Origin of the sequence: Methanosarcina spelaei, assembly GCF_002287235.1 — an archaeon.
In the GTDB taxonomy this organism is placed as follows: Archaea; Halobacteriota; Methanosarcinia; order Methanosarcinales; family Methanosarcinaceae; genus Methanosarcina; species Methanosarcina spelaei.
The window spans coordinates 1-19,036 of sequence record NZ_LMVP01000544.1; the positions used below are offsets into that span (position 1 = coordinate 1).

Annotated in this window: 14 protein-coding genes; 10 read left to right on the forward strand and 4 right to left on the reverse strand. The window is 40.1% G+C overall.

Annotated elements, in window-relative coordinates; genetic code table 11:
• On the forward strand, positions 1 to 359 hold a 359-nt coding region (locus ASJ81_RS20735), incomplete at its 5' end, for an IS66 family transposase (protein ID WP_212556126.1).
• A gap of 148 nt (positions 360 to 507) precedes the next feature.
• On the opposite strand, the gene ASJ81_RS20740 is transcribed toward ASJ81_RS20735, so the two are convergent.
• Both ASJ81_RS20740 and ASJ81_RS20745 read right to left on the reverse strand, forming a co-directional pair.
• Positions 508 to 957: a hypothetical protein gene (locus ASJ81_RS20740; protein WP_095646024.1), complete on the reverse strand. Its 450-nt coding sequence runs from the start codon at positions 955 to 957 to the stop codon at positions 508 to 510.
• A gap of 111 nt (positions 958 to 1,068) precedes the next feature.
• On the reverse strand, positions 1,069 to 2,091 hold the full coding sequence (locus ASJ81_RS20745) for a hypothetical protein (RefSeq protein ID WP_095646025.1): 1,023 nt from the start codon (positions 2,089 to 2,091) through the stop codon (positions 1,069 to 1,071).
• Between the two features lie 1,247 nt (positions 2,092 to 3,338).
• On the opposite strand from ASJ81_RS20745, the gene glyS reads away from it, so the two are divergent.
• Together glyS and ASJ81_RS20755 are read left to right on the forward strand one after the other, a co-directional pair.
• Positions 3,339 to 5,162 (forward strand): glycine--tRNA ligase, encoded by a 1,824-nt coding sequence (gene glyS / locus ASJ81_RS20750; RefSeq protein ID WP_095646026.1) that lies wholly within the window; start codon positions 3,339 to 3,341, stop codon positions 5,160 to 5,162.
• A 147-nt stretch (positions 5,163 to 5,309) separates the two neighbouring features.
• On the forward strand, positions 5,310 to 8,207 hold the full coding sequence (locus ASJ81_RS20755; RefSeq protein WP_095646027.1) for a DEAD/DEAH box helicase: 2,898 nt from the start codon (positions 5,310 to 5,312) through the stop codon (positions 8,205 to 8,207).
• A 104-nt stretch (positions 8,208 to 8,311) separates the two neighbouring features.
• Here ASJ81_RS20755 and ASJ81_RS20760 read toward each other — a convergent pair whose 3' ends face one another.
• Positions 8,312 to 9,004, reverse strand: a complete 693-nt coding sequence (locus ASJ81_RS20760) for an Sjogren's syndrome/scleroderma autoantigen 1 family protein (protein ID WP_095646028.1) — start codon at positions 9,002 to 9,004, stop codon at positions 8,312 to 8,314.
• 278 nt (positions 9,005 to 9,282) lie between these two features.
• On the opposite strand from ASJ81_RS20760, the gene ASJ81_RS20765 reads away from it, so the two are divergent.
• The 6 genes from ASJ81_RS20765 to thsB all read left to right on the forward strand — a co-directional run bounded on the left by ASJ81_RS20765 (position 9,283) and on the right by thsB (position 15,771).
• On the forward strand, positions 9,283 to 9,555 hold the full coding sequence (locus ASJ81_RS20765; protein ID WP_048109697.1) for a UPF0147 family protein: 273 nt from the start codon (positions 9,283 to 9,285) through the stop codon (positions 9,553 to 9,555).
• Complete coding sequence (locus ASJ81_RS20770; RefSeq protein ID WP_095646029.1) at positions 9,548 to 9,736, forward strand: hypothetical protein; 189 nt, start codon at positions 9,548 to 9,550, stop codon at positions 9,734 to 9,736. The genes ASJ81_RS20765 and ASJ81_RS20770 overlap by 8 nt, the downstream gene beginning before the upstream one ends.
• 527 nt (positions 9,737 to 10,263) lie before the next feature.
• Entirely contained in the window at positions 10,264 to 10,899 is a 636-nt protein-coding gene (locus ASJ81_RS20775; protein WP_318638829.1) for a haloacid dehalogenase, read from the forward strand.
• A 392-nt stretch (positions 10,900 to 11,291) separates the two neighbouring features.
• Positions 11,292 to 12,911, forward strand: coding sequence for an O-phosphoserine--tRNA ligase (sepS, locus tag ASJ81_RS20780; protein ID WP_095646030.1), 1,620 nt, complete (start codon positions 11,292 to 11,294; stop codon positions 12,909 to 12,911).
• A gap of 25 nt (positions 12,912 to 12,936) precedes the next feature.
• Positions 12,937 to 13,713, forward strand: coding sequence for a DUF169 domain-containing protein (locus ASJ81_RS20785; RefSeq protein ID WP_095646031.1), 777 nt, complete (start codon positions 12,937 to 12,939; stop codon positions 13,711 to 13,713).
• A gap of 405 nt (positions 13,714 to 14,118) precedes the next feature.
• Positions 14,119 to 15,771, forward strand: a complete 1,653-nt coding sequence (gene thsB / locus ASJ81_RS20795; RefSeq protein ID WP_095646033.1) for a thermosome subunit beta — start codon at positions 14,119 to 14,121, stop codon at positions 15,769 to 15,771.
• A gap of 264 nt (positions 15,772 to 16,035) precedes the next feature.
• Here thsB and ASJ81_RS20800 read toward each other — a convergent pair whose 3' ends face one another.
• Positions 16,036 to 17,157: an ORC1-type DNA replication protein gene (locus ASJ81_RS20800; protein WP_095646034.1), complete on the reverse strand. Its 1,122-nt coding sequence runs from the start codon at positions 17,155 to 17,157 to the stop codon at positions 16,036 to 16,038.
• A 772-nt stretch (positions 17,158 to 17,929) separates the two neighbouring features.
• On the opposite strand from ASJ81_RS20800, the gene ASJ81_RS20805 reads away from it, so the two are divergent.
• The gene (locus tag ASJ81_RS20805; RefSeq protein WP_245860398.1) at positions 17,930 to 18,784 is read left to right on the forward strand and encodes a CYTH domain-containing protein; all 855 of its coding nucleotides are present in this window, start codon (positions 17,930 to 17,932) and stop codon (positions 18,782 to 18,784) included.
• Positions 18,785 to 19,036 lie beyond the last annotated feature (252 nt).

Genomic DNA, 19,036 nt, shown 5'->3' on the forward strand with positions numbered 1-19,036 from the left:
TTAAGTTTGATCAGTTGTTTTCTACCAAAACAGGATATGAAAAGCTGGATGAAAGAATCGCTAAGACAAAAGAGAACAAGGAACAGCTGTTAAAGGTTCTGGTCTTGCCAGAGGTTCCGCTGCATAACAATGCAGCGGAACTGGCAGCAAGAGCAAAGGTCAGAAAAAGAGATGTCAGCCTTCAAACTATAACAGAGGAAGGAACAAAGGCAAACGACACATTTATGACGATTGTTCAGACAGCAAAGAAACTGGATGTAAGTGCATATCAGTACATATGTGATAGAGTCAGCAGTATATTTGAGATGCCATCTTTAGCTCAACTAATCAGAGAAAAAAGCTCAATAAGCAGAAATTGAGAGCTTTCCACTCAATTTGAAGAGGATACAAATTTTCTGTAAATTCAAAGTCAAATTTTTGCGTACTGTCCATAATTCAGTTCTTTAATGTTGGATTCTCCAACTGTCAACTTGTTAAGATTTATAGTTTTATAGAAAAGTTAGCACATTACCTTTTATTTTCCTTTGTTGATGCATTCTCATAAAAAAGATTATTTACATATTTGTCAATTTGTGAGTTCTTGGAATTATAATATACTCCATCAATATTAACAGTTTCATTATCTACAATAATAATTCTTGATATCCGAGAATCTTCATTAAAAAAATCTATTGAGTACAGATATCCATTGAGATCTTCCTGTTCAACTTTTTTTGTAAACGAGTAATCTGAGATACAATTTATCAGATTATTTATTAGGCTTTTATTTTCTACTTCAATTGAGTCTCCATTTAGTCCGTGTTTGATAGATATTCTAGTGATATTCTCATAGCTAACATTTGTTACTTTGTGACCTGTATCTTTTTCATGTAAACTTGGGAAAAATAACGTGAAAAATAATAAACCTACTATAGTAAAACACGAAATTAACACAATTTTCTTCATCTGTTTAGCCAAATTTTGCACCCTCAATTGTCTATATCTATTTAGCCAGATCTTATATCCTTAAATGTCAATTAAAACAAAAAATCAAAAAAGATGTTTTGGTGCACACTTTAGAATTTTTTATTACTCAATGTATACCATATCATCAATGTAATTATCCACAAGCACATTGACGTTATTGTCTCCCCATCCATTATTGACTATAATATAATATTGTGGATTAACATATGGAACTGTGAGTACATAGTATCCGTGTGCTATTATCCAGTGCTCCCCAAATGTTGGATGATTATCCGTGTCAACAATTATAGGTTTATTTGAATTGATGAGAGACTGAATCTTACTGTAACTAAAAGAAGAACTGGACTTTGCGCTGTAATCATCATCGAGATTCCGATCTACCAAATAATCGTCCAATCCATTTGTAACGGTTAAAGTACTCGTTCCTTGATTTGGTATATACCCATCAGTTATGAGATCTAATAGATCATCTTGGTTTTCGTAGTTCGAATCAACAAAATCGTCATCATGGTAATCATCAAAATATATGAGAGTTATACCAGCTGCAATTGGACCACAATAAACGGAACTATCTTCCCAAGTCCTTAATGAATGACTCAAACTTCCGCCTGTAGACGATAGTGTCTGTATCTTCTGTGCTGATGTAGCTGCTTCTTGCAGTTCCAAGAGTTTTTTAGATTTATTCACTTTTTCCTTTTTGTAAATGTACTTGGTTTTGATTTCCCTGTTTTTTAGTTCTTCTGCTTCAACATAAGCAAGAGGACCATTGTAGTAGTAACTTTTATTCCCGACGATAAACGGACTTTTGTTTGTCATTGAAAATTCAGGCACAGACAAATCATTCACATTAATAATGATATATCCTTCATTGCTTATCGAAAAAGCAACAGCTTCAATGTCATTATCTAAATTTTTTAAAGGTGTTGGGGAAGTCAAGTTTATAGAATAACCCATTCTTTCCAAGAATAGTTCACCATATTCTTTTTCTATACTGAAATTATCACATTCATCATTTATTCCCATATTTTCATTTGTTTGAGCACTTGCAGCAGGTACAAATACTATGCTCAGCAGCAACATTGCCGCGAAGACCGTTCTGTCTAATATTTTTATACTTGTTTTCAATTATTTCACCTCTTTATCCCAGAGGCAAGATTACACAAACTTTAAACACTATCAAAGCTTAAGCATAATCTTGTCTCCATGCACGTATTGTGGAGTTCAGATGACCGAAACTAACATTTGAACTTTGGATATTATTTTAGGATTAAAGTTTATAAGTTTTCTGTCCAAATAGTCAAACTAACTGTTTTTGATGTTCTTTTCAAGTACTCAATTATTCCTTAATGTTCAATTGTTGAAGACTATGATCAAAAAATTTATAGAATCATAGTTGCGGCTAGTGTTTTTTGAATAGGAAGATTTAGAATGAATGGAATAAGATACATCTACTGTTTTTGAATATAATTTTCAGGGAAGAGAACCAACTTTCAATATCGTGACAATGTAGGATCAGGAGAAAGAATCAACCTATTTGCAATAAATAAATAGTGAATTTAAATAGACACATTAGTATAACAAACTCTTAAAGGAAAGAAATCGAGCGCTTCGCGCTCAATTAAGAGGTAGATTCTAGAATATATGAAAAAGTATAAAATCGGTTAGTAGAAACTACACACGAGTTTCACTTTAGGATTTTTCAATACTGAAATTTTTATAATAGATTATCGGAAATGTAATAATTGATGAAAGAAGAATATTTTTTGAAATATTAAAGGAAGATAATAAATTAGTATGAGTAGTCACTCGGAACTACAGCAAATCGAAACTATTGAAAACTCAACAAGATTTTTATCTATTGGAGTATAACTGTTGAGAATAAAAGAAGTAAATTATTATTAAAGTTATTTCTTTGAGTATCACTCATAGCATGATTTATAGATAGCTGAACTAATATTCTCCCCTTATGCATGAGCCATTTCACCAATTAAATATTCAGATTTTTTACTACCTTTTCAACGATCGATGTTCTGTGAAGAGCACATATACATCCACTTTTACCCTAACATCTTCAAATCTAACTGCGGGCTATTTCTCATAGACATTAAATCTTTTGTATAAAATTAAAATATTAAATATATTAATGAGACTATAAAAAATAAATCGTTTTTGAATTTTATCTATAAGCTGACTATAATTCCTTAAACTTGAGAAATATTATAAGTTTAGTTCATTAATAACTCAAAATCCACTCACTTTCTAGAGCAGTGCAAATTTAATATAATGATACCTTTATCCATCTAGTATTTCGGACGAATCAAGGCTTTACAATTACCTGATATTCCCCAATCAATTTCACGAGGATTTATAACATGGACAAATACGAGAAGGTATTCGAGCTGGCTAAACGCCGGGGGTTCTTGTGGAACTCTTTTGAGCTGTATGGCGGAAGCCGCGGATTTTATGATTACGGGCCTCTTGGGAGCACGCTGAAGAGGCGAATAGAGCAGACCTGGAGAGAGTTTTACGTTATCCAGGAAGGGTTTATGGAGATTGAGTGCCCGACAATAGGGATTGAGGAAGTCTTTATTGCGTCCGGGCACGTTGGAGGTTTTTCGGACCCATTGTGCGAGTGCGTGAACTGTAAAGAAGCATTCCGAGCTGACCATCTTGTACAAAATGTCATGGAAGCTGCAGGGACCCTGAGTGCAGAAGAGCTCACCAGGGTTATAAAAGAAAATGAAATTCGATGTCCGGAATGCGGTGGAGAATTCGGCGATGCTTACGAATTTAACCTGATGTTCAAAACCACAATCGGACCAGGTACTGGAAGGCAGGGGTACCTCAGGCCGGAAACAGCGCAGGGTATGTTTGTAGATTTCCAGAGGCTGTCCCGCTTTTACAGGGATAAGCTGCCTTTTGGGGCTGTGCAGATAGGGAAGTCTTATAGGAACGAGATCGCACCCAGGCAGGGTGTAATCCGGCTCAGGGAATTCACACAGGCCGAGTGCGAGATTTTCGTTGACCCGCGCAACAAGAAGCACCCCAACTTCGAGCGTTTTGCAGACAAAGAACTTGTACTCTATTCGCAGAAGGCACAGGAGAAAGGCGAATCTTTCAGGATGACTGTGAGGGAAGCCGTGAAAGCTGGAGTCATTGCACACGAAGTCCTGGGCTACAATATTGCACTTACTAACGAGTTCTTGACAAAGGTTGGAATTGATCCTGCAAAACTAAGGTTCAGACAGCACCTAACCGATGAGATGGCGCATTACGCAATCGACTGCTGGGACGCCGAAATCGAGACCGAACGGTTCGGCTGGGTCGAAATCGTTGGAATTGCCGACAGGACGGACTACGACCTTAAAGCTCATGCAAGAGTCAGCAAGACCGAGCTTTACGTGTATGTCGAATATGATGAGCCAAAAATGGTAACTCGCTTTGTTGTAAAGCCGAACATGGGAAAACTCGGACCTGTCTTTAAGGGCAAGGCAAAAGCTGTAGCCGATGCCTTAAAACAGCTTTCCGAAGAAGAGCTCTCAAAGGATGAGATCAAAGTTACCGTGGAAGGAGAAGAGTTGACAGTGGGTTCGGATGCAGTGGACTTTGCGGAAGAAACCGTTAAAATCAGCGGAGAAAACGTCATCCCTCACGTAATCGAACCTTCCTATGGAATCGACAGAATTTTCTACGGTATCATGGAACACGCCTATGACGAAGAAAACGTGGCTCAGAAGGTCGCCGAGTCCGGGCTTAAAGGCGCAGAAGAAGCTGAAAAGGAATTCGAAGCAGGAAAGGACGAAGGTGAAGCTGAGGGAGAAGAGGAAGCTCGCCTTGTCATGCACTTCACAAGTGCGGTTGCTCCGGTACAGGTTGCAGTCCTTCCGCTTTTGACCCGAAAAGAACTTGCAGACCCTGCAAAGGATATCATTGCAAAACTCAGGGAAAAAACCCTGCTTGTCAATTATGATGATTCCGGAACCATCGGGCGTCGCTACAGGAGAAACGACGAAATAGGAACGCCTTACTGCGTTACTGTAGATTACGATACCCTTAAAGACGGAACTGTAACTATCAGGGACAGAGACTCCATGCGTCAGATCAGGGCTCCGATCCAGGGGATCGAGAACACACTCTATGAGCTTATTTACAGAGGTAGAGCTTTCGAATCCGCGGGCAAGACTTTTAACTTCTAAAATTAAAAAACCGATCGTTCCTGAGCTGTGGGCTAAAAAGCCTGCAGCAAAGTTTTTAGTTTTTTATGCTTATTACAATTACCTGAAAATTACAATTACCTGAAAATATGAAATTAATTTATCTGAAATGAACTATCCTGAAGCAGAATGAACGAGAGTCTTTTTCCTGAAAAACCTGGGTTCATGAAGCACCCGTTGATAAAACCCGATACCGTTGAGCAGAGGCTCTATCAGTTGAATCTTGCAGGAAAGGCCCTGGAAGGCTCAAGCCTTGTTGTCCTTCCTACGGGGCTTGGAAAAACCATTATAGCTCTTTTTGTAATTGTTTCCAGGCTTCAGCGTTTTGGAGGAAAAGTCCTGATTCTTTCCCCAACAAAACCACTTGTAGAGCAGCATGCCAGTTTTTTCAAAAATGTGATGGCTCTTCCCGAAGAAGAAGTTCTGACATTTACGGGCAGCATTGCGCCTGCAGAGCGGGAAAAACTCTGGGCCCAGGGGAAGGTCATAGTTTCCACACCTCAGGTGATTGAAAACGACCTTCTTACAAAACGAATCAGCCTTGAGGATGTAAGCCACATAACCTTTGACGAAGCCCACAGGGCAGTCGGAAATTACGCTTATACTTTTATTGCGGAAAAGTACTTCGAGAGCGCAAAGAATCCTCACGTGCTCGGAATTACTGCAAGTCCAGGCAGTTCGGATGAGAAAATCTCGGAGGTCTGCCAGGCTTTACATGTTGAAAATGTCTCCGTGAAAACTGAAAAAGACAGGGATGTCCGTCCTTATGTGCAGGAAAAAGAGATAGAATGGTTTCAGGTCCATCTTCCTTCAGAAATGGCTGAAATCCGGGGTCATCTGGAAAAAATCTTTGATGACCGGCTCGGAACCATAAGAGGCCTGGGTTTTTCTCCAGGCAGCGGGAAATATGTTTCCAAAAAGGATCTCTTGCTTTTCCAGAAGAAATTGCAGGGTGAAATCCGGGTAGGAGGAGATCCTGCAGTTTTTACTGCCATCTCTGTGCTTGCCGAAATGGTAAAGGTAAACCATGCTGTGGAAATGGTTGAGACCCAGGGGCTTGGGCCTCTCAGGAAGTACCTGGAGAAACTTGACGCTGAAGCTTCTTCAAGCAGTGCAAGCAAGGCTTCAAAAAGACTGATGGACGATCTCTATATGAGAAAAACCCTTTACAGAGTAAAGGAATGTGAGGTCGAACATCCTAAACTCGAGCTTGCGCGGAAACTCGTATTCGAACAGCTAAAAGGAAGTCCTGATTCCAGAGTAATTGTTTTTACGAATTATAGGGACACAGCAGAGATAGTAGTAAATGCCCTATCAGGAGTTCCAGGAATTGTCCCTATCCGTTTTGTGGGACAGGCCTCGCGCCGTAAGGATAAAGGGCTTACGCAAAAACAACAGGTAGAAGTTCTTGATAAATTCAGGGCAGGAGAATATAACGTACTTGTAGCTACCTCAGTTGCCGAAGAAGGACTTGATATTCCTTCCACGGATCTGGTATTATTCTACGAACCCATTCCCTCGGAAATTCGGAGCATCCAGCGTAAAGGCAGGACAGGCAGGCAGCATAAAGGCAGAGTCATTATACTTGTGACAAAGGGTACACGTGACGAAGCATATTACTGGAGCAGTAAGAGCAAGGAAAAAAGAATGTTAAATAGCATGCACGGACTTGAAGCCCTTCTTGAGCCTAAAAACTCAAAGCAGAGTTTGAAACTTTCAGACTTTGAGTCAGAAGCTTTTATTCCAAATTATACGCAAAATAAAGCTGAAAACGAGACTAAAATAAATAACAGATTCAAAAATGCTAATATATCGCGGGAAAATAAAGGTCCAGTGCAGGAAAGCAGTAATCTGGCTGTAAATACCAGTGGTTTTGTAGATAGCGGGGACAAGACTATAGAAAGCAGCTTTTTTATGGATAGCAGGAACAGAGCTATAGATAGCAGTAGTTTTGCAGACATTGAGGGCAAGGCTGTAGATGTTAAATATTTAACTTTAGACCGTGGGAGTTTAGGTTTAACTATAGACAGCAGTGATATGGCTACTGCAGGCTCAGACCGCAACAGGGTGAGTGAAGAAATCAACGAAGATAACTGTGGAGTCGGGAAAGAAGAAAGAAAAGAGAATAGGAGTTGGAAAGAAAGAGAAATAGGGGAAGAACAAAAGAATAAAGAAAAAAACAGAGAAGAAAGAAGTAGAGAAGAAAGAAGTAGAGAAGAAAGAAGTAGAGAAGAAAGAAGCAGAGAAGAAAAAAACAGGGAAGAAAACGTAAAAGAAGGACAAAAAACCTTTGTTTATTTTGAAACTCTTTCCGGAAAGAAAAAGGAATACGCACCTGAAGTTGCTACGGAGTTATCTGAAATAGGAATCAGTCCCGAATCCCTGAAAATGGTAGTGGACTACAGGGAAGCAAAAAGTGGGGTTGCTAATACTCTTGATAAGCTTGGAGTAGAAGTTATTTTTACCACTCTTGAAATTGGTGATTACGTTGTTAGCGACCGCCTTGCCGTAGAGAGAAAGCGCACGGATGACTTTGTAAACTCCCTTGTTGACGGGAAACGTAATCTTTTTGCACAATTATCGAATCTTACAAGAGTATATGAAAAGCCTGTTCTTATCATTGAAGGAACAGAACTTTTTACTTCCAGGCAAATTAATCCTAATGCTATTTATGGCTCTCTGGTATCTATTGCAATCGATTTTGGAGTATCACTGTTATATTCAAGAGATGAGGAGGAGACTGCAGCAATTTTAAAAATGCTTGCAAAGCGTGAGCAAATGGAAAATAAACGTGAAGTCAATCCCCACGGAAAAAAGTCAACCAGTACCCTTACTGAGCAGCAGGAATACCTGGTATCTGCGATCGCAGACATCGGGCCGAAAGCTGCAAGAAACCTTCTTTTGCACTTCGGCTCAGTGGAAGCTATTATGAAATCTAATGCCAAAGAACTAAAGAAAGTAAAATTAATAGGGCCAAAAAGAGCAGCAAAAATTAGAGAGCTCCTTGAAACTCCTTATAAAGGATAAGTAATGAAAAAAAGTAATGAAGAAAAGTCAAATTTCTCTATGCTTCTCCTTCTCTCCGTCCTTCTTCTCTTTCTTTTATATTTACTCTTACTTTACTCATACCTTTATAATTGCCTCAGGCGTTCTATAAGCCCAAGCCCTTTTCCAATTAATTCTAAATCCTCAGAGATCCTACGCGGGTCTGTTTCATCCTCAAGGCAATGTGCAATGTTGACCATCTTTCTAAAGAGAAGATCTTCCAGTGCCTTCCGGTCGCTATGGACTCCGGCTACCTTTGATACTGCTGCCAGTTTTTCTGCTTTTTCAGAGGGTGCAGCTTTTACAGGAGCTGCAGGGCCTCCAGGTGAAGAAACTGCAGAACTTCTGGAAACTGCAGAACTTCTAGGAACAGTAGAACCTCTAGAAGCTGCAGGGTATTTCCTTCCTGCTTCTTCTTTTTCAGAAGGTAATACGGGAATATCCTTTTCTACTGAATCTATAGCTTTTTCCTCTTCTTCGGCAGTTTCAGAGGTTCTCAGCCCGAACCTGGGTTTTTGTCTGTGTGCCTGGACTCTCTTTTTAGTTTCAAGAGAAGAGTTATCTTTTTCTGTAGACGGCCTGGGTTCGGGAGCCTGGACTTCTGCAGCTGGTTCCGAAGTTTCTTTTTCTTCCTGGACATCACATATAGGGCAGATTACTCTACCCTGATAACGGAATTTTGGGGCCCCGCAGACTTTACAATGCTCAGCAAGCATTGTACCTCCCAGTTCAAGGAAACGGGCTATTCGCTTTACTTTTTTATCTTTTTCGGAGTCCATAGTTCTGACCTTCCTTTGTTCACAGTTTCTTTTACATTTGCTTCTCACTTATTTTATTAAATTTTTCCTATAGCTCGCTGTATTATGAAACTAATTTGTCCTGTGTAAATTAGAAAAAGGAAACTAAGACCGAATCACAATGAGTAGACTCTGAAGAGAGTAACATTTAAAATCACCGATAATATTTTATATAACAAGCCTATCTTAGACTAGTCTATACTATATTAGCTATATTAGCTCTAATTTTTATATCATAATTGACTGCGAAGGTGATTCGAATGTCATCAAATGATTCAGCAGAAGTTATAAAACAATGTCTTCAGGTCCTAGAAAGTATAACCAGTGACTCCTCAGTTCCTAGAAATATCAGGCGTTCCGTAAATGAAATTATGGACATACTGAACAACGAATCCGAACCTCTCTTTCTTAGAGCGGCATCAAGTATTTCCATTCTCGAAGATATAAGCAATGATCCCAACCTTCCTCTGCACACAAGGACTTTAATATGGAATCTCTCAAGCCAGCTCGAGACCATTCCTGTGGATGAATAATACAGACGTAAAACACAGCTATAAAGACGTAAAACACAGCTATAAAGACGTAAAACACAGCTATAAAGACGTAAAACACAGCTATAAAGACGTAAAACACAGCTATAAAGACGTAAAACACAGCTATAAAGATGAAAAACACAGCTATAAAGACGTAAAATACATAGCTCTTAAAATATAAAAATAGAATTTATGCTGGAGCACAGGCTTGGAATAGATAAGCTCCGAGAAAAGCATCTCTTGAGATGATCCTACTAAAAAATCCCTAACTCTGACTAATTCTAAAAAAAGAACCAAAAGGTAATAACCTTACTATTCTATTAGTTACCTCTAGCCGCTTTTGGAATTGTCTTCTGGAAGTTAGAGGATATCGACAAGGAAAAAGCCTTTTTCCTTCTTTTTTATATATTTTCCAGGGAACTGGAGATCAAATGAAAAAATGATAGAAGAAAGATAAAAATTGATGGAGTTTCAAACTTAGATCTAACTCAGACTATAAAAGAGAAAGATTTAAAGGATTCTAAACTCAGCATAACAAGAAAAAATTTATACACAGATAATAGATATTTAAAGAGAACTTATTAAATGAAACTGTATAACTCTGAAAAACAAATAGAAAGTATATAAGAACATTTTAGTTTTAAATTAAAATTAGTTTTTAGGCAGGAAAGCCAATCGTTTAAAAAGCTAAGAAACGTAAAAGGGGGTATGAAAATCTTGCTTGAAGAAATCTCGGCCCGGATAAGAGAAAATTTTGAGGCCAAGGACAGTATAAGGGAAGAAGGATTGAAGATTTCCCGAGAAGTTGTCAGAGAATGCAGGACAGCATCATTTGCTCTACACAGTCAGGACTTCGAAAAGGCAGATAAAAACATCAAAACCGCAGGACACGCGCTTGAGAAACTTGAGGTTCTTTTCAAAGGGCATGCTGACATTTATCATGCAGGTTTTGTAGAACATGCTCAGCAGGAGTATTCGGAGGTTTCAGTCCTCAGTAGCCTGCTGAAAGAAGAAGGAGGAAAACTTCCCTCCCCTGAAGAGTTAAGAGTCGAATATGCAGCTTACCTTAATGGGCTTGGAGATGTTGTCGGAGAGCTTAGGAGGCATGTTCTGGACCTCATAAGGAAAGAGTCCTTTGAGAAAGCCGAAGTGTTTTTAGGTATCATGGAAAATATCCATGCAGCACTTATGGACTTTGACTACCCTGATGCCATAACCGGAGGACTGAGGCGAAAAACCGACATATCCCGCTCCTTAATAGAAAAGACGCGGGGTGATGTTGTTAACGCAATTGGTCAGAAAAAGCTTGAAACTGCGATGCGAAATCTGGAATCCAAACTTTAACCTTAGACAAAAGAATGCTTAAATATTGAGCAAGTCAGCACTTTTTAAACTGCAAAACTAAAATTGATCGTAAAGTGCAATCCACTAATATACAGTTCACCTGGTAACTATTAATCAACTGATTATTTAACGATTATCTGTCTGTCCGACAGTTTAACTGTTTAAACTTTGGAATCTGGAATTCAAAAGTTAATCAATGCAGAATTAAATTTGACAGACCTAGAATTAAGGTTGAGAACTATAATCACGCTTTCCAGTCTTAACAGTAAAGTTGACAGTTTATAATCGCACTTAAAAAGCTTAGAATTGAATTTAACAGCTTATAACTATAGTTGGCAGACTCAGAACTCCAATAATCTAGAATTCCAATAATCTATTACAAGAGGATATGCATGAAATTTGATCCAGAAAAAATAAAAAGAGACGCTAAAGAGAACTTTGACCTTACCTGGAACGAGGGCAAAAAGCTGGTCAGGACACCTACCCTGAATGAACGTTATCCCAGGATGACTCTGAGATATGGAAAAGCCCATCCCGTTTACGATACAATCCAGAAACTTAGAGAAGCCTATTTAAGAATGGGCTTTGAAGAGATGATGAACCCTCTAATAGTGGATGATAAAGAGGTACACAAACAGTTCGGAAGCGAAGCTCTTGCAGTCCTGGATCGCTGTTTTTATCTTGCAGGCCTGCCAAGGCCAAACGTTGGAATTTCCGACGAGCGCACCGCAGAGGTAAAAGAGATTCTCGGGGATATAGGCGATGAAGGAGTCGAAAAGATAAGGCAGGTTCTCCATTCGTACAAAAAGGGAAAGATAGAAGGAGATGACCTTGTACCCGAGATTTCAGCAGTACTTGGAATTTCGGATGCCCTTGTTGCAGATATGATCGATAAAGTTTTCCCGGAATTTAAAGAGCTTGTACCCCAGGCGAGCACAAAGACACTCCGCAGCCACATGACAAGCGGCTGGTTTATTTCGCTCGGTGCTCTCCTCGAAAGACAGGAGCCTCCCTTCCACTTCTTCTCTGTGGATCGCTGTTTCAGGAGAGAGCAGCAGGAGGATGCCTCAAGACTCATGACCTATTATTCGGCTTCCTGCGTAATTCTGGATGAAGATGTGACTGTTGACCACGGGAAAGCCGTTTCAGAAGGACTCCTTTCTCAGTTTGGATTTGAAAAATTCCTTTTCAGGCCTGATGAGAAACGCAGCAAATACTATATTCCTGACACACAGACCGAGGTATTTGCCTTCCACCCGAAACTTGTGGGCTCCAATTCAAAATACTCTGACGGCTGGATAGAGATTGCAACTTTTGGAATTTACTCCCCAACAGCGCTTGCCCAATATGATATCCCGTACCCTGTAATGAACCTCGGGCTCGGAGTAGAAAGGCTGGCAATGATTCTTCACGATGCCCCTGATATCCGTTCTCTTACCTACCCACAGATTCCGCAGTATACCGAATGGGAAATGTCAGATGGTGAACTTGCAAAACAAGTTTTCGTAGATAAGGCACCCGAAACTCCTGAAGGACTTGAAATTGCAGCTTCCATTGTTTCCCAGTGTGAACTGCATGGAGAAGAACCAAGTCCCTGCGAATTCCCTGCCTGGGAAGGAGAAGTTTTTGGTAGGAAAGTAAAGGTTTCCGTAATCGAGCCGGAAGAAAATACAAAGCTCTGCGGACCTGCAGCTTTTAATGAGGTTGTAGCCTATCAGGGAGATATCATGGGTATTCCGAATACCAAGAAATGGCAAAAAGCCTTTGAAAACCATTCTGCGAAGGCAGGAATTCGCTTTATAGAAGCATTTGCAGCCCAGGCTGCCAGGGAAATTGAAGAAGCTGCCCTGTCAGGAGCAACTGAGCATATAGTAAGAGTAAGAATTACCAAAGTTCCTTCGGAAATTAACCTGAGAATAGGCTCTATTGCCCAGCGTTATATTACAGGTAAAAACAAAAAAATAGATATGAGAGGCCCGGTTTTCACATCTGTAAAAGCTGAATTTATGTGAAAGCCAGAAAAAAGGAGTATGCTGCATGCAAACTGCTCAAAAAAGCCCTTTTTCAACATATCCGGAATTAAGCCGGCTAATGGAAGCTGGTGAACCTGTGTGCGTAACCTTTGAAACAGGATACGAAAGCGGGTATAAAGTTAATAGCAAAGTCGAGTGTAGAGTTGAGCGAAAAATCGGCAGCGAAATTGAAATTGAAAAAGGTATTGAGGGAAAAAACGAGGATATAGTAGTTGATACAGGAGACAAAAGATCTCCTGAAAAATCCCATTTTCTTTTTTGCGAAATTGTGCAGAAAGCGCGTATGGGAGAAGCGTTTCTTATTTCGGGGCAGAGTTGTTCTCCTGGAGATTATATTCTGGGCTTTTCTGAAAAGAGCCCTGCTACATACTACTTGAATTCCGGAAGATATAAAGACTCGCAGGCTGCGGAAAATGCAGCCTTATCGCTCCCAAGATTGAAAAAGAAGTTTTGCTTTATAAAAATCGAGCCCCTGTCCCTTAATAAAGGCGGCTTTGATGTGCTGATTCTTTTCCTGAAGCCCGAAAAAGCTATGCGCATTATTCAGGCCAGTGCATATTCCGAAGGAAAAAGGGCAGTTCTGGATACAATGGGTGCAGCTTCAGTATGCGGAGATTGTACCGTACTTGCTTACAGGCAGGGTATGGGCCTATCTTTCGGATGCAAGGGATCAAGGAAGCATAGTGGATACGAAGATTCTGAGGTTCCCCTTGGACTTTCTTTTGAAAAAACGGCTGAGATCGAAGTGACGATCTCAAAACTTCCTAAAACACGAGAGTAAGAAAGATAATTGCAATCATTTTTCTGGTTTCCGAGATAACAAAAAATTTTGAAACTATGTATTTTGAAACTATGTACTTTGAAACTATGTACTTTGAAATTATGTATTTTTATAGACTAACCAGTCTTTCCAAAACCAGGAAAAACCGAATTCCGAAACTGGTAAGTAAACTCTCTTTTAGAACTCCTTTTTTCAAAAAATCTGCAACCGAAAAGCATGCGTTTTTTTCCATTAAAAGCAATCAGGAAATTGGTTTCTCTTTTGTTTTATTTAAGAGAAGAAAATAGGTAAAATCCCTATTATCCAGAGCTAACAGTGGGATGAGTTTATATAGAAGTACAAACATGTAAAATGCGATTTTAATTGCAGAACTATTTCAAACTCATACTAATGGAGGATTAAGTCATGGCAGGACAGCCAATATTCATTTTAAAAGAAGGAAGTAAGCGAACCAGAGGCAGAGATGCCCAGAGTAACAATATCATGGCTGCAAAGGCAGTAGCCGAAGCCGTAAGAACAACCCTTGGTCCCAAGGGCATGGACAAAATGCTCGTGGACTCCATGGGTGATGTGGTTATTACAAACGACGGGGCAACCATCCTCAAAGAAATGGACATCGAACACCCTGCAGCAAAGATGGTAGTAGAAGTAGCCAAGACCCAGGATGAAGAAGTCGGAGACGGCACTACCAGTGCAGCCGTGGTCGCAGGTGAACTCTTAAAGAAAGCAGAAGACTTAATCGAGCAGGAAATCCACCCGACAATTATCGCATCAGGGTACAGGCTCGCAGCCGAAAAAGCCGTAGAAGTCCTGAACTCCCTTGCAATGACAGTAGAAATGTCCAACCGTGACCTGCTTGTCAGCATTGCTGAAACCGCAATGACTGGAAAGGGTGCAGAGTCCTCCAAAAAGCTCCTCTCAGGGATTGCCGTAGATGCTGTAACAAGCGTTGTGGACACAAACGGAAAGAATTCTGTTGACAGAGACAACATCAATGTTGTTAAGAAAGTCGGCGGCAGGGTAGAAGATTCCGAGCTTATTCGGGGCATGATCATTGACAAAGAGAGAATCCACCCCAATATGCCTGAAAAAATCAAGGATGCAAAAATCCTTCTTCTCAACAGCGCAATCGAACTCAAGGATACCGAAGTAGATGCTGAAATTTCTATAACCTCTCCTGACCAGCTCCAGTCCTTCCTTGACCAGGAAGAGCAGATGCTCAAGAAGATTGTTCAGAAAGTTATCGGCAGCGGAGCAAGTGTTGTTTTCTGTCAGAAAGGAATTGAAGACCTCGCCCAGCACTACCTTGCAAAAGCAGGTATCTTTGCTGTCCGCAGAGTTAAAAAGAGCGACATGGAAAAGCTCGCAAGAGCAACAGGCGGCAAACTCATCACTAACATGGATGAAATTACTCCCGAAGACCTCGGATATGCAGGCCTCGTCGAAGAGAAGAAGGTTGGCGGCGACAGCATGACCTTTGTCACAGGCTGCGACAACCCGAAGGCTGTAACAATCCTACTGCGCGGCGGCACAGAGCATGTAGTTGACAGTATCACCAGCGCTCTTGAGGATGCACTTCGTGTGGTTGGAGTTGCAATCGAGGACGGAAAGCTTGTTGCAGGCGGCGGTTCCCCTGAAGTTGAGGTTGCACTCAGGCTCCAGGAATACGCAGCAACCCTTGAAGGCAGAGAACAGCTTGCAGTCAAAGCCTATGCCGAAGCTCTCGAAGTTATTCCGAGGACTCTTGCAGAAAATGCAGGGCTTGACCCCATTGACATGCTCATGGAGCTTCGTTCTCAGCATGAAAAGGGTGTAAAGACAGCAGGACTCGATGTTTTTGAAGGCAAGGTCATTGACATGTGGAAGAACTTTGTAGTTGAGCCTCTTAGAGTCAAGACCCAGGTTATTAACGCAGCCACCGAGTCTGCAGTTATGATCCTCAGGATCGACGATATTATAGCTTCTACCCGTGCAGCCCCAGGCCCTGAAGAAATGGGTGGGATGGGCGGAATGCCCCCAGGAATGGGGGGAATGGGCGGAATGCCTCCAATGATGTAATCCGGAGAAGAATAAAAACCATTTGGGGATAACAGGAAAAAGCACGGTTTTCACTCCGTGCCATCCTTTTAGTCCTTAAAAACCGAAGTCTGAAAAAATTTTGTTCCGGCCTCTCACCGGAAGTCAATGTGAATCTCCATGCAAATCTCTTTTTTCAGACTTTTTCAATATTAGTAGTCTATTTTTAAGGTTATTTAGATTATTTTCAGGTTTTTCAGTTCTGAAACGTAGAATTCCTTACCTGGTTTTTATAGGACTTTTTACTCATTTTTTTTCAAGACAATTAAGAATGTCCTCAGCCCTGAATTTTGTTTTTATAATTCTTGTCCTGCCTCTCTGACCCTTGCCGGTAAAGTCCGCATCAATGTAGTTGAGCACCTGGAGCTTGTTGACAATCCCATAAAAGCGAGTATATCCAAGCTGAGTTAATTCATGGAAGGACTTGTAAAGTTCACCTGCCTGGACTTCTCCTCTTTTTGCTATTAGCTCAAGCAGGTGCTTTTCAGGACCTGACAGGAGGTTTATACCCCTGCATAGATGAAGCAGTTTGGACGCTTCATAAGCTTTTTCCACATCTTCCGAAGAAATTGTTCGGCTTCCCCTGCGTTCGGCATTGAAACCTGAACGTTTGAGAAGGTCAATTCCAACCCTGAGGTCTCCTGTCCTTTCTACATACGATACTACGAGTTCAAGTAACTCGTCAGAAATCACCTTCGGATAAAAGCCGTATTTTACCCGGTCTTTAAGAATATCAAGAATTTCAGTACTGCCGTATCTCGGGAAAGGAATGTCTTCAGGCAGGAACACCGAATTCACCCTGGAATCCAGGCAATAGAGATCCGAGGCATCATTTACGATCCCGATTATCCCGATCTTTGTTCCGGGGTACTGCTCATGTGCCCTTAAAAGCGAGTACATTACTTCATTGGCATGCCCTTCATAGCAAAGATAATTGAGGTCATCCAGAGCAACAAGCAGAACTTTCTCCGAAGAAACAAGAAAATTAACAACGGTTTCAAAGATTTTCCGGAATGCAATTCCCGAGTTGGGAGGAGAAATTCCAAAAAGCTTTCTGTAAATCCTGGACATTACTGCAAAACGTGTGGAATCAATCTGACAGTTGACTTTAACAGTAACGACACTGGGTGCATGGGCTTCAACTTCCCCGAATACCTTCATAACTGCACTGGTCTTTCCTGTTCCTGGAGGACCCACAAGTAAACAATTCAAAGGCCGCATACCGCGAAGGGCTGGCTTGAGTGCGAATCTGATTCCGTTCAATTGTGACTCCCTGTGAGGAAAATATTCAGGGAGATAGTCAGGCTCAAGCACAGACGGATCCTTAAATAGGGTCTCATCCCAGAGTAGTATGTCATTACCTGTCAAAGGAAGTTACTCCAGAGGTTATTACTGTTATCATCATAATTGAAAGCTCGATAATATTGAAAGATCGATAATATTGAAAGATCAGTAATATGAAAATCCGGGGATGTGAAAGTACATTTAGTCGGAACCTGGCTTATCGAGTTACAAAGGCAGGAATAATTGAGCATATCCCCAAATGTTTTTTCTAAATTTTTAGTAGATATGTTTTACTGCATTTAGCTTTTTTGAATTGTTACTTAATAGAACCATTATCAGCCAAAAAATAATGAACTATTAATACTAGTTATATTACACACTATTAATAAGAGCTAATGTACACACTGTTAATACGAGCTAATAATATTATTGATTAGTTATAACAGATGAAAATAATAATAGTAGATTTATTTATAAACATTTGAACAGTAATTATATAAAGACGACTCAGAAAATAGTTTAAAAATATCTCTGCAAAAATCTTGTAACTCATCACGTCCCAACTAGTTTAACTGTATTTTTGGACATATATTTATACATTTAACTTAATTATAATCTTTTATTTATACATTTAACTTAATTATAATCTTTTATCTATACATTTAACTTAATTATAATCTTTTAATAATAGGAAACAAGGAAGGGCTGGAAAGGTAGAAATTCAGCATCTATGTTTATAAAATAGTCTAGTTGGTCACGCAGCTGCTGGAAAAAGTTTTCGATCAAGCCTTTTGAAAAAAGGATTATGGTAAGACGTTGAAGAAAAGAATTGGGAGCTTGGGCAGGAGAAAAAAGTATGGAGATTGAATCTAAATTTCTGGTAACCAAAGAAGCGGATTTTCAGGCCCTGGAAAGCCTTTCAGAGCTTGCTTCACACTCTCTTTCTGAAGCGAAAATTCAGTTAAATGAGGACATTTTCTTTGATACTGAGAACCGGGCTATTATGGCTTCTGGTTACTATCTGCGTGTCAGGAAATCATCTGGGGAAGAGGGAAGCTGGGTAACCGTTAAAAGCCTGGGAGGTTTTAAAGGCGGGACTCACAGGCGAGAAGAGTATGTAAGTTTTCTGCCTGAAGGGGCCTCAGTGTTAAAATGCCCTGATCCCCATATTAGAGAACTGATTTTTGAATTTACAGCAGGATTTGACCTTTTTCCACTGCTATCCCTTAAGCAAAAAAGGGTGATACGTCAGGTAAAAATGGAAAACAGAATTATAGCTGAGACTTACCTGGACCGCGTGAACTTGAAAAGTAAAGGCAGGGAAAAGAATTATAACGAGTTTGAAGTTGAGCTTAAAAGCGAAGGAAGTTCGGAAGATCTTGAAAATATCCGGCTTTTCCTGATCAAGCATTACAACCTGGTAGAAAGTCGTTTTTCCAAGTTCGAAAGAGCCTTTCTTTTCATGGAAGAAATTCCTGAAAAAACTTTCCTTAGCCTGAGAGAAAGAGCTTTTTGTGCACAGCTTGCAGACCAAAAAAACATATACGGAAAACAGGCTCACATTTTGACGGAACTTGACAAAGGAAAAAACTTTGAAGAGCTAAGCCTGCTTCTGAAAGTTCCTCAGACCGAAATAAAAGCCCTGCACTCAGAGTTTGAAGAGAAGAGGCTATCTATTTTTCCTTTTACAACTTATAAAAAAAGATCCTGAATTCCATTTTCAGGTCGAAAAAAACTGTATTTCAAAAAAGGAAAATAAAGCAATAGAACTTAATCAAAAGAATAAGCAATGGGACCCTGAAATCCTGCTTGAGTATTGCAGTAACTTGTACTAATGCAGAACCTTTACTAATTCAGTAAATTACTTTATAGATTTCGTTATGAATAAGATTTATAAAAAGTTTTTTGAATCAAAGTTGCGCTGGCGCACCCCGCTGCAAGCAACGGGGTATGTCCGCTGTAG

Bases quoted from the DNA above. Each gene is read 5' to 3' on its own strand.
- ASJ81_RS20760 (WP_095646028.1), bottom strand. From the start codon at position 9,004: ATGGACTCCGAAAAAGATAAAAAAGTAAAGCGAATAGCCCGTTTCCTT.
- thsB (WP_095646033.1), top strand. From the start codon at position 14,119: ATGGCAGGACAGCCAATATTCATTTTAAAAGAAGGAAGTAAGCGAACC.
- ASJ81_RS20785 (WP_095646031.1), top strand. From the start codon at position 12,937: ATGCAAACTGCTCAAAAAAGCCCTTTTTCAACATATCCGGAATTAAGC.
- ASJ81_RS20775 (WP_318638829.1), top strand. From the start codon at position 10,264: ATGAAAATCTTGCTTGAAGAAATCTCGGCCCGGATAAGAGAAAATTTT.
- ASJ81_RS20770 (WP_095646029.1), top strand. From the start codon at position 9,548: ATGAATAATACAGACGTAAAACACAGCTATAAAGACGTAAAACACAGC.
- glyS (WP_095646026.1), top strand. From the start codon at position 3,339: ATGGACAAATACGAGAAGGTATTCGAGCTGGCTAAACGCCGGGGGTTC.
- sepS (WP_095646030.1), top strand. From the start codon at position 11,292: ATGAAATTTGATCCAGAAAAAATAAAAAGAGACGCTAAAGAGAACTTT.
- ASJ81_RS20765 (WP_048109697.1), top strand. From the start codon at position 9,283: ATGTCATCAAATGATTCAGCAGAAGTTATAAAACAATGTCTTCAGGTC.
- ASJ81_RS20805 (WP_245860398.1), top strand. From the start codon at position 17,930: ATGGAGATTGAATCTAAATTTCTGGTAACCAAAGAAGCGGATTTTCAG.
- ASJ81_RS20755 (WP_095646027.1), top strand. From the start codon at position 5,310: ATGAACGAGAGTCTTTTTCCTGAAAAACCTGGGTTCATGAAGCACCCG.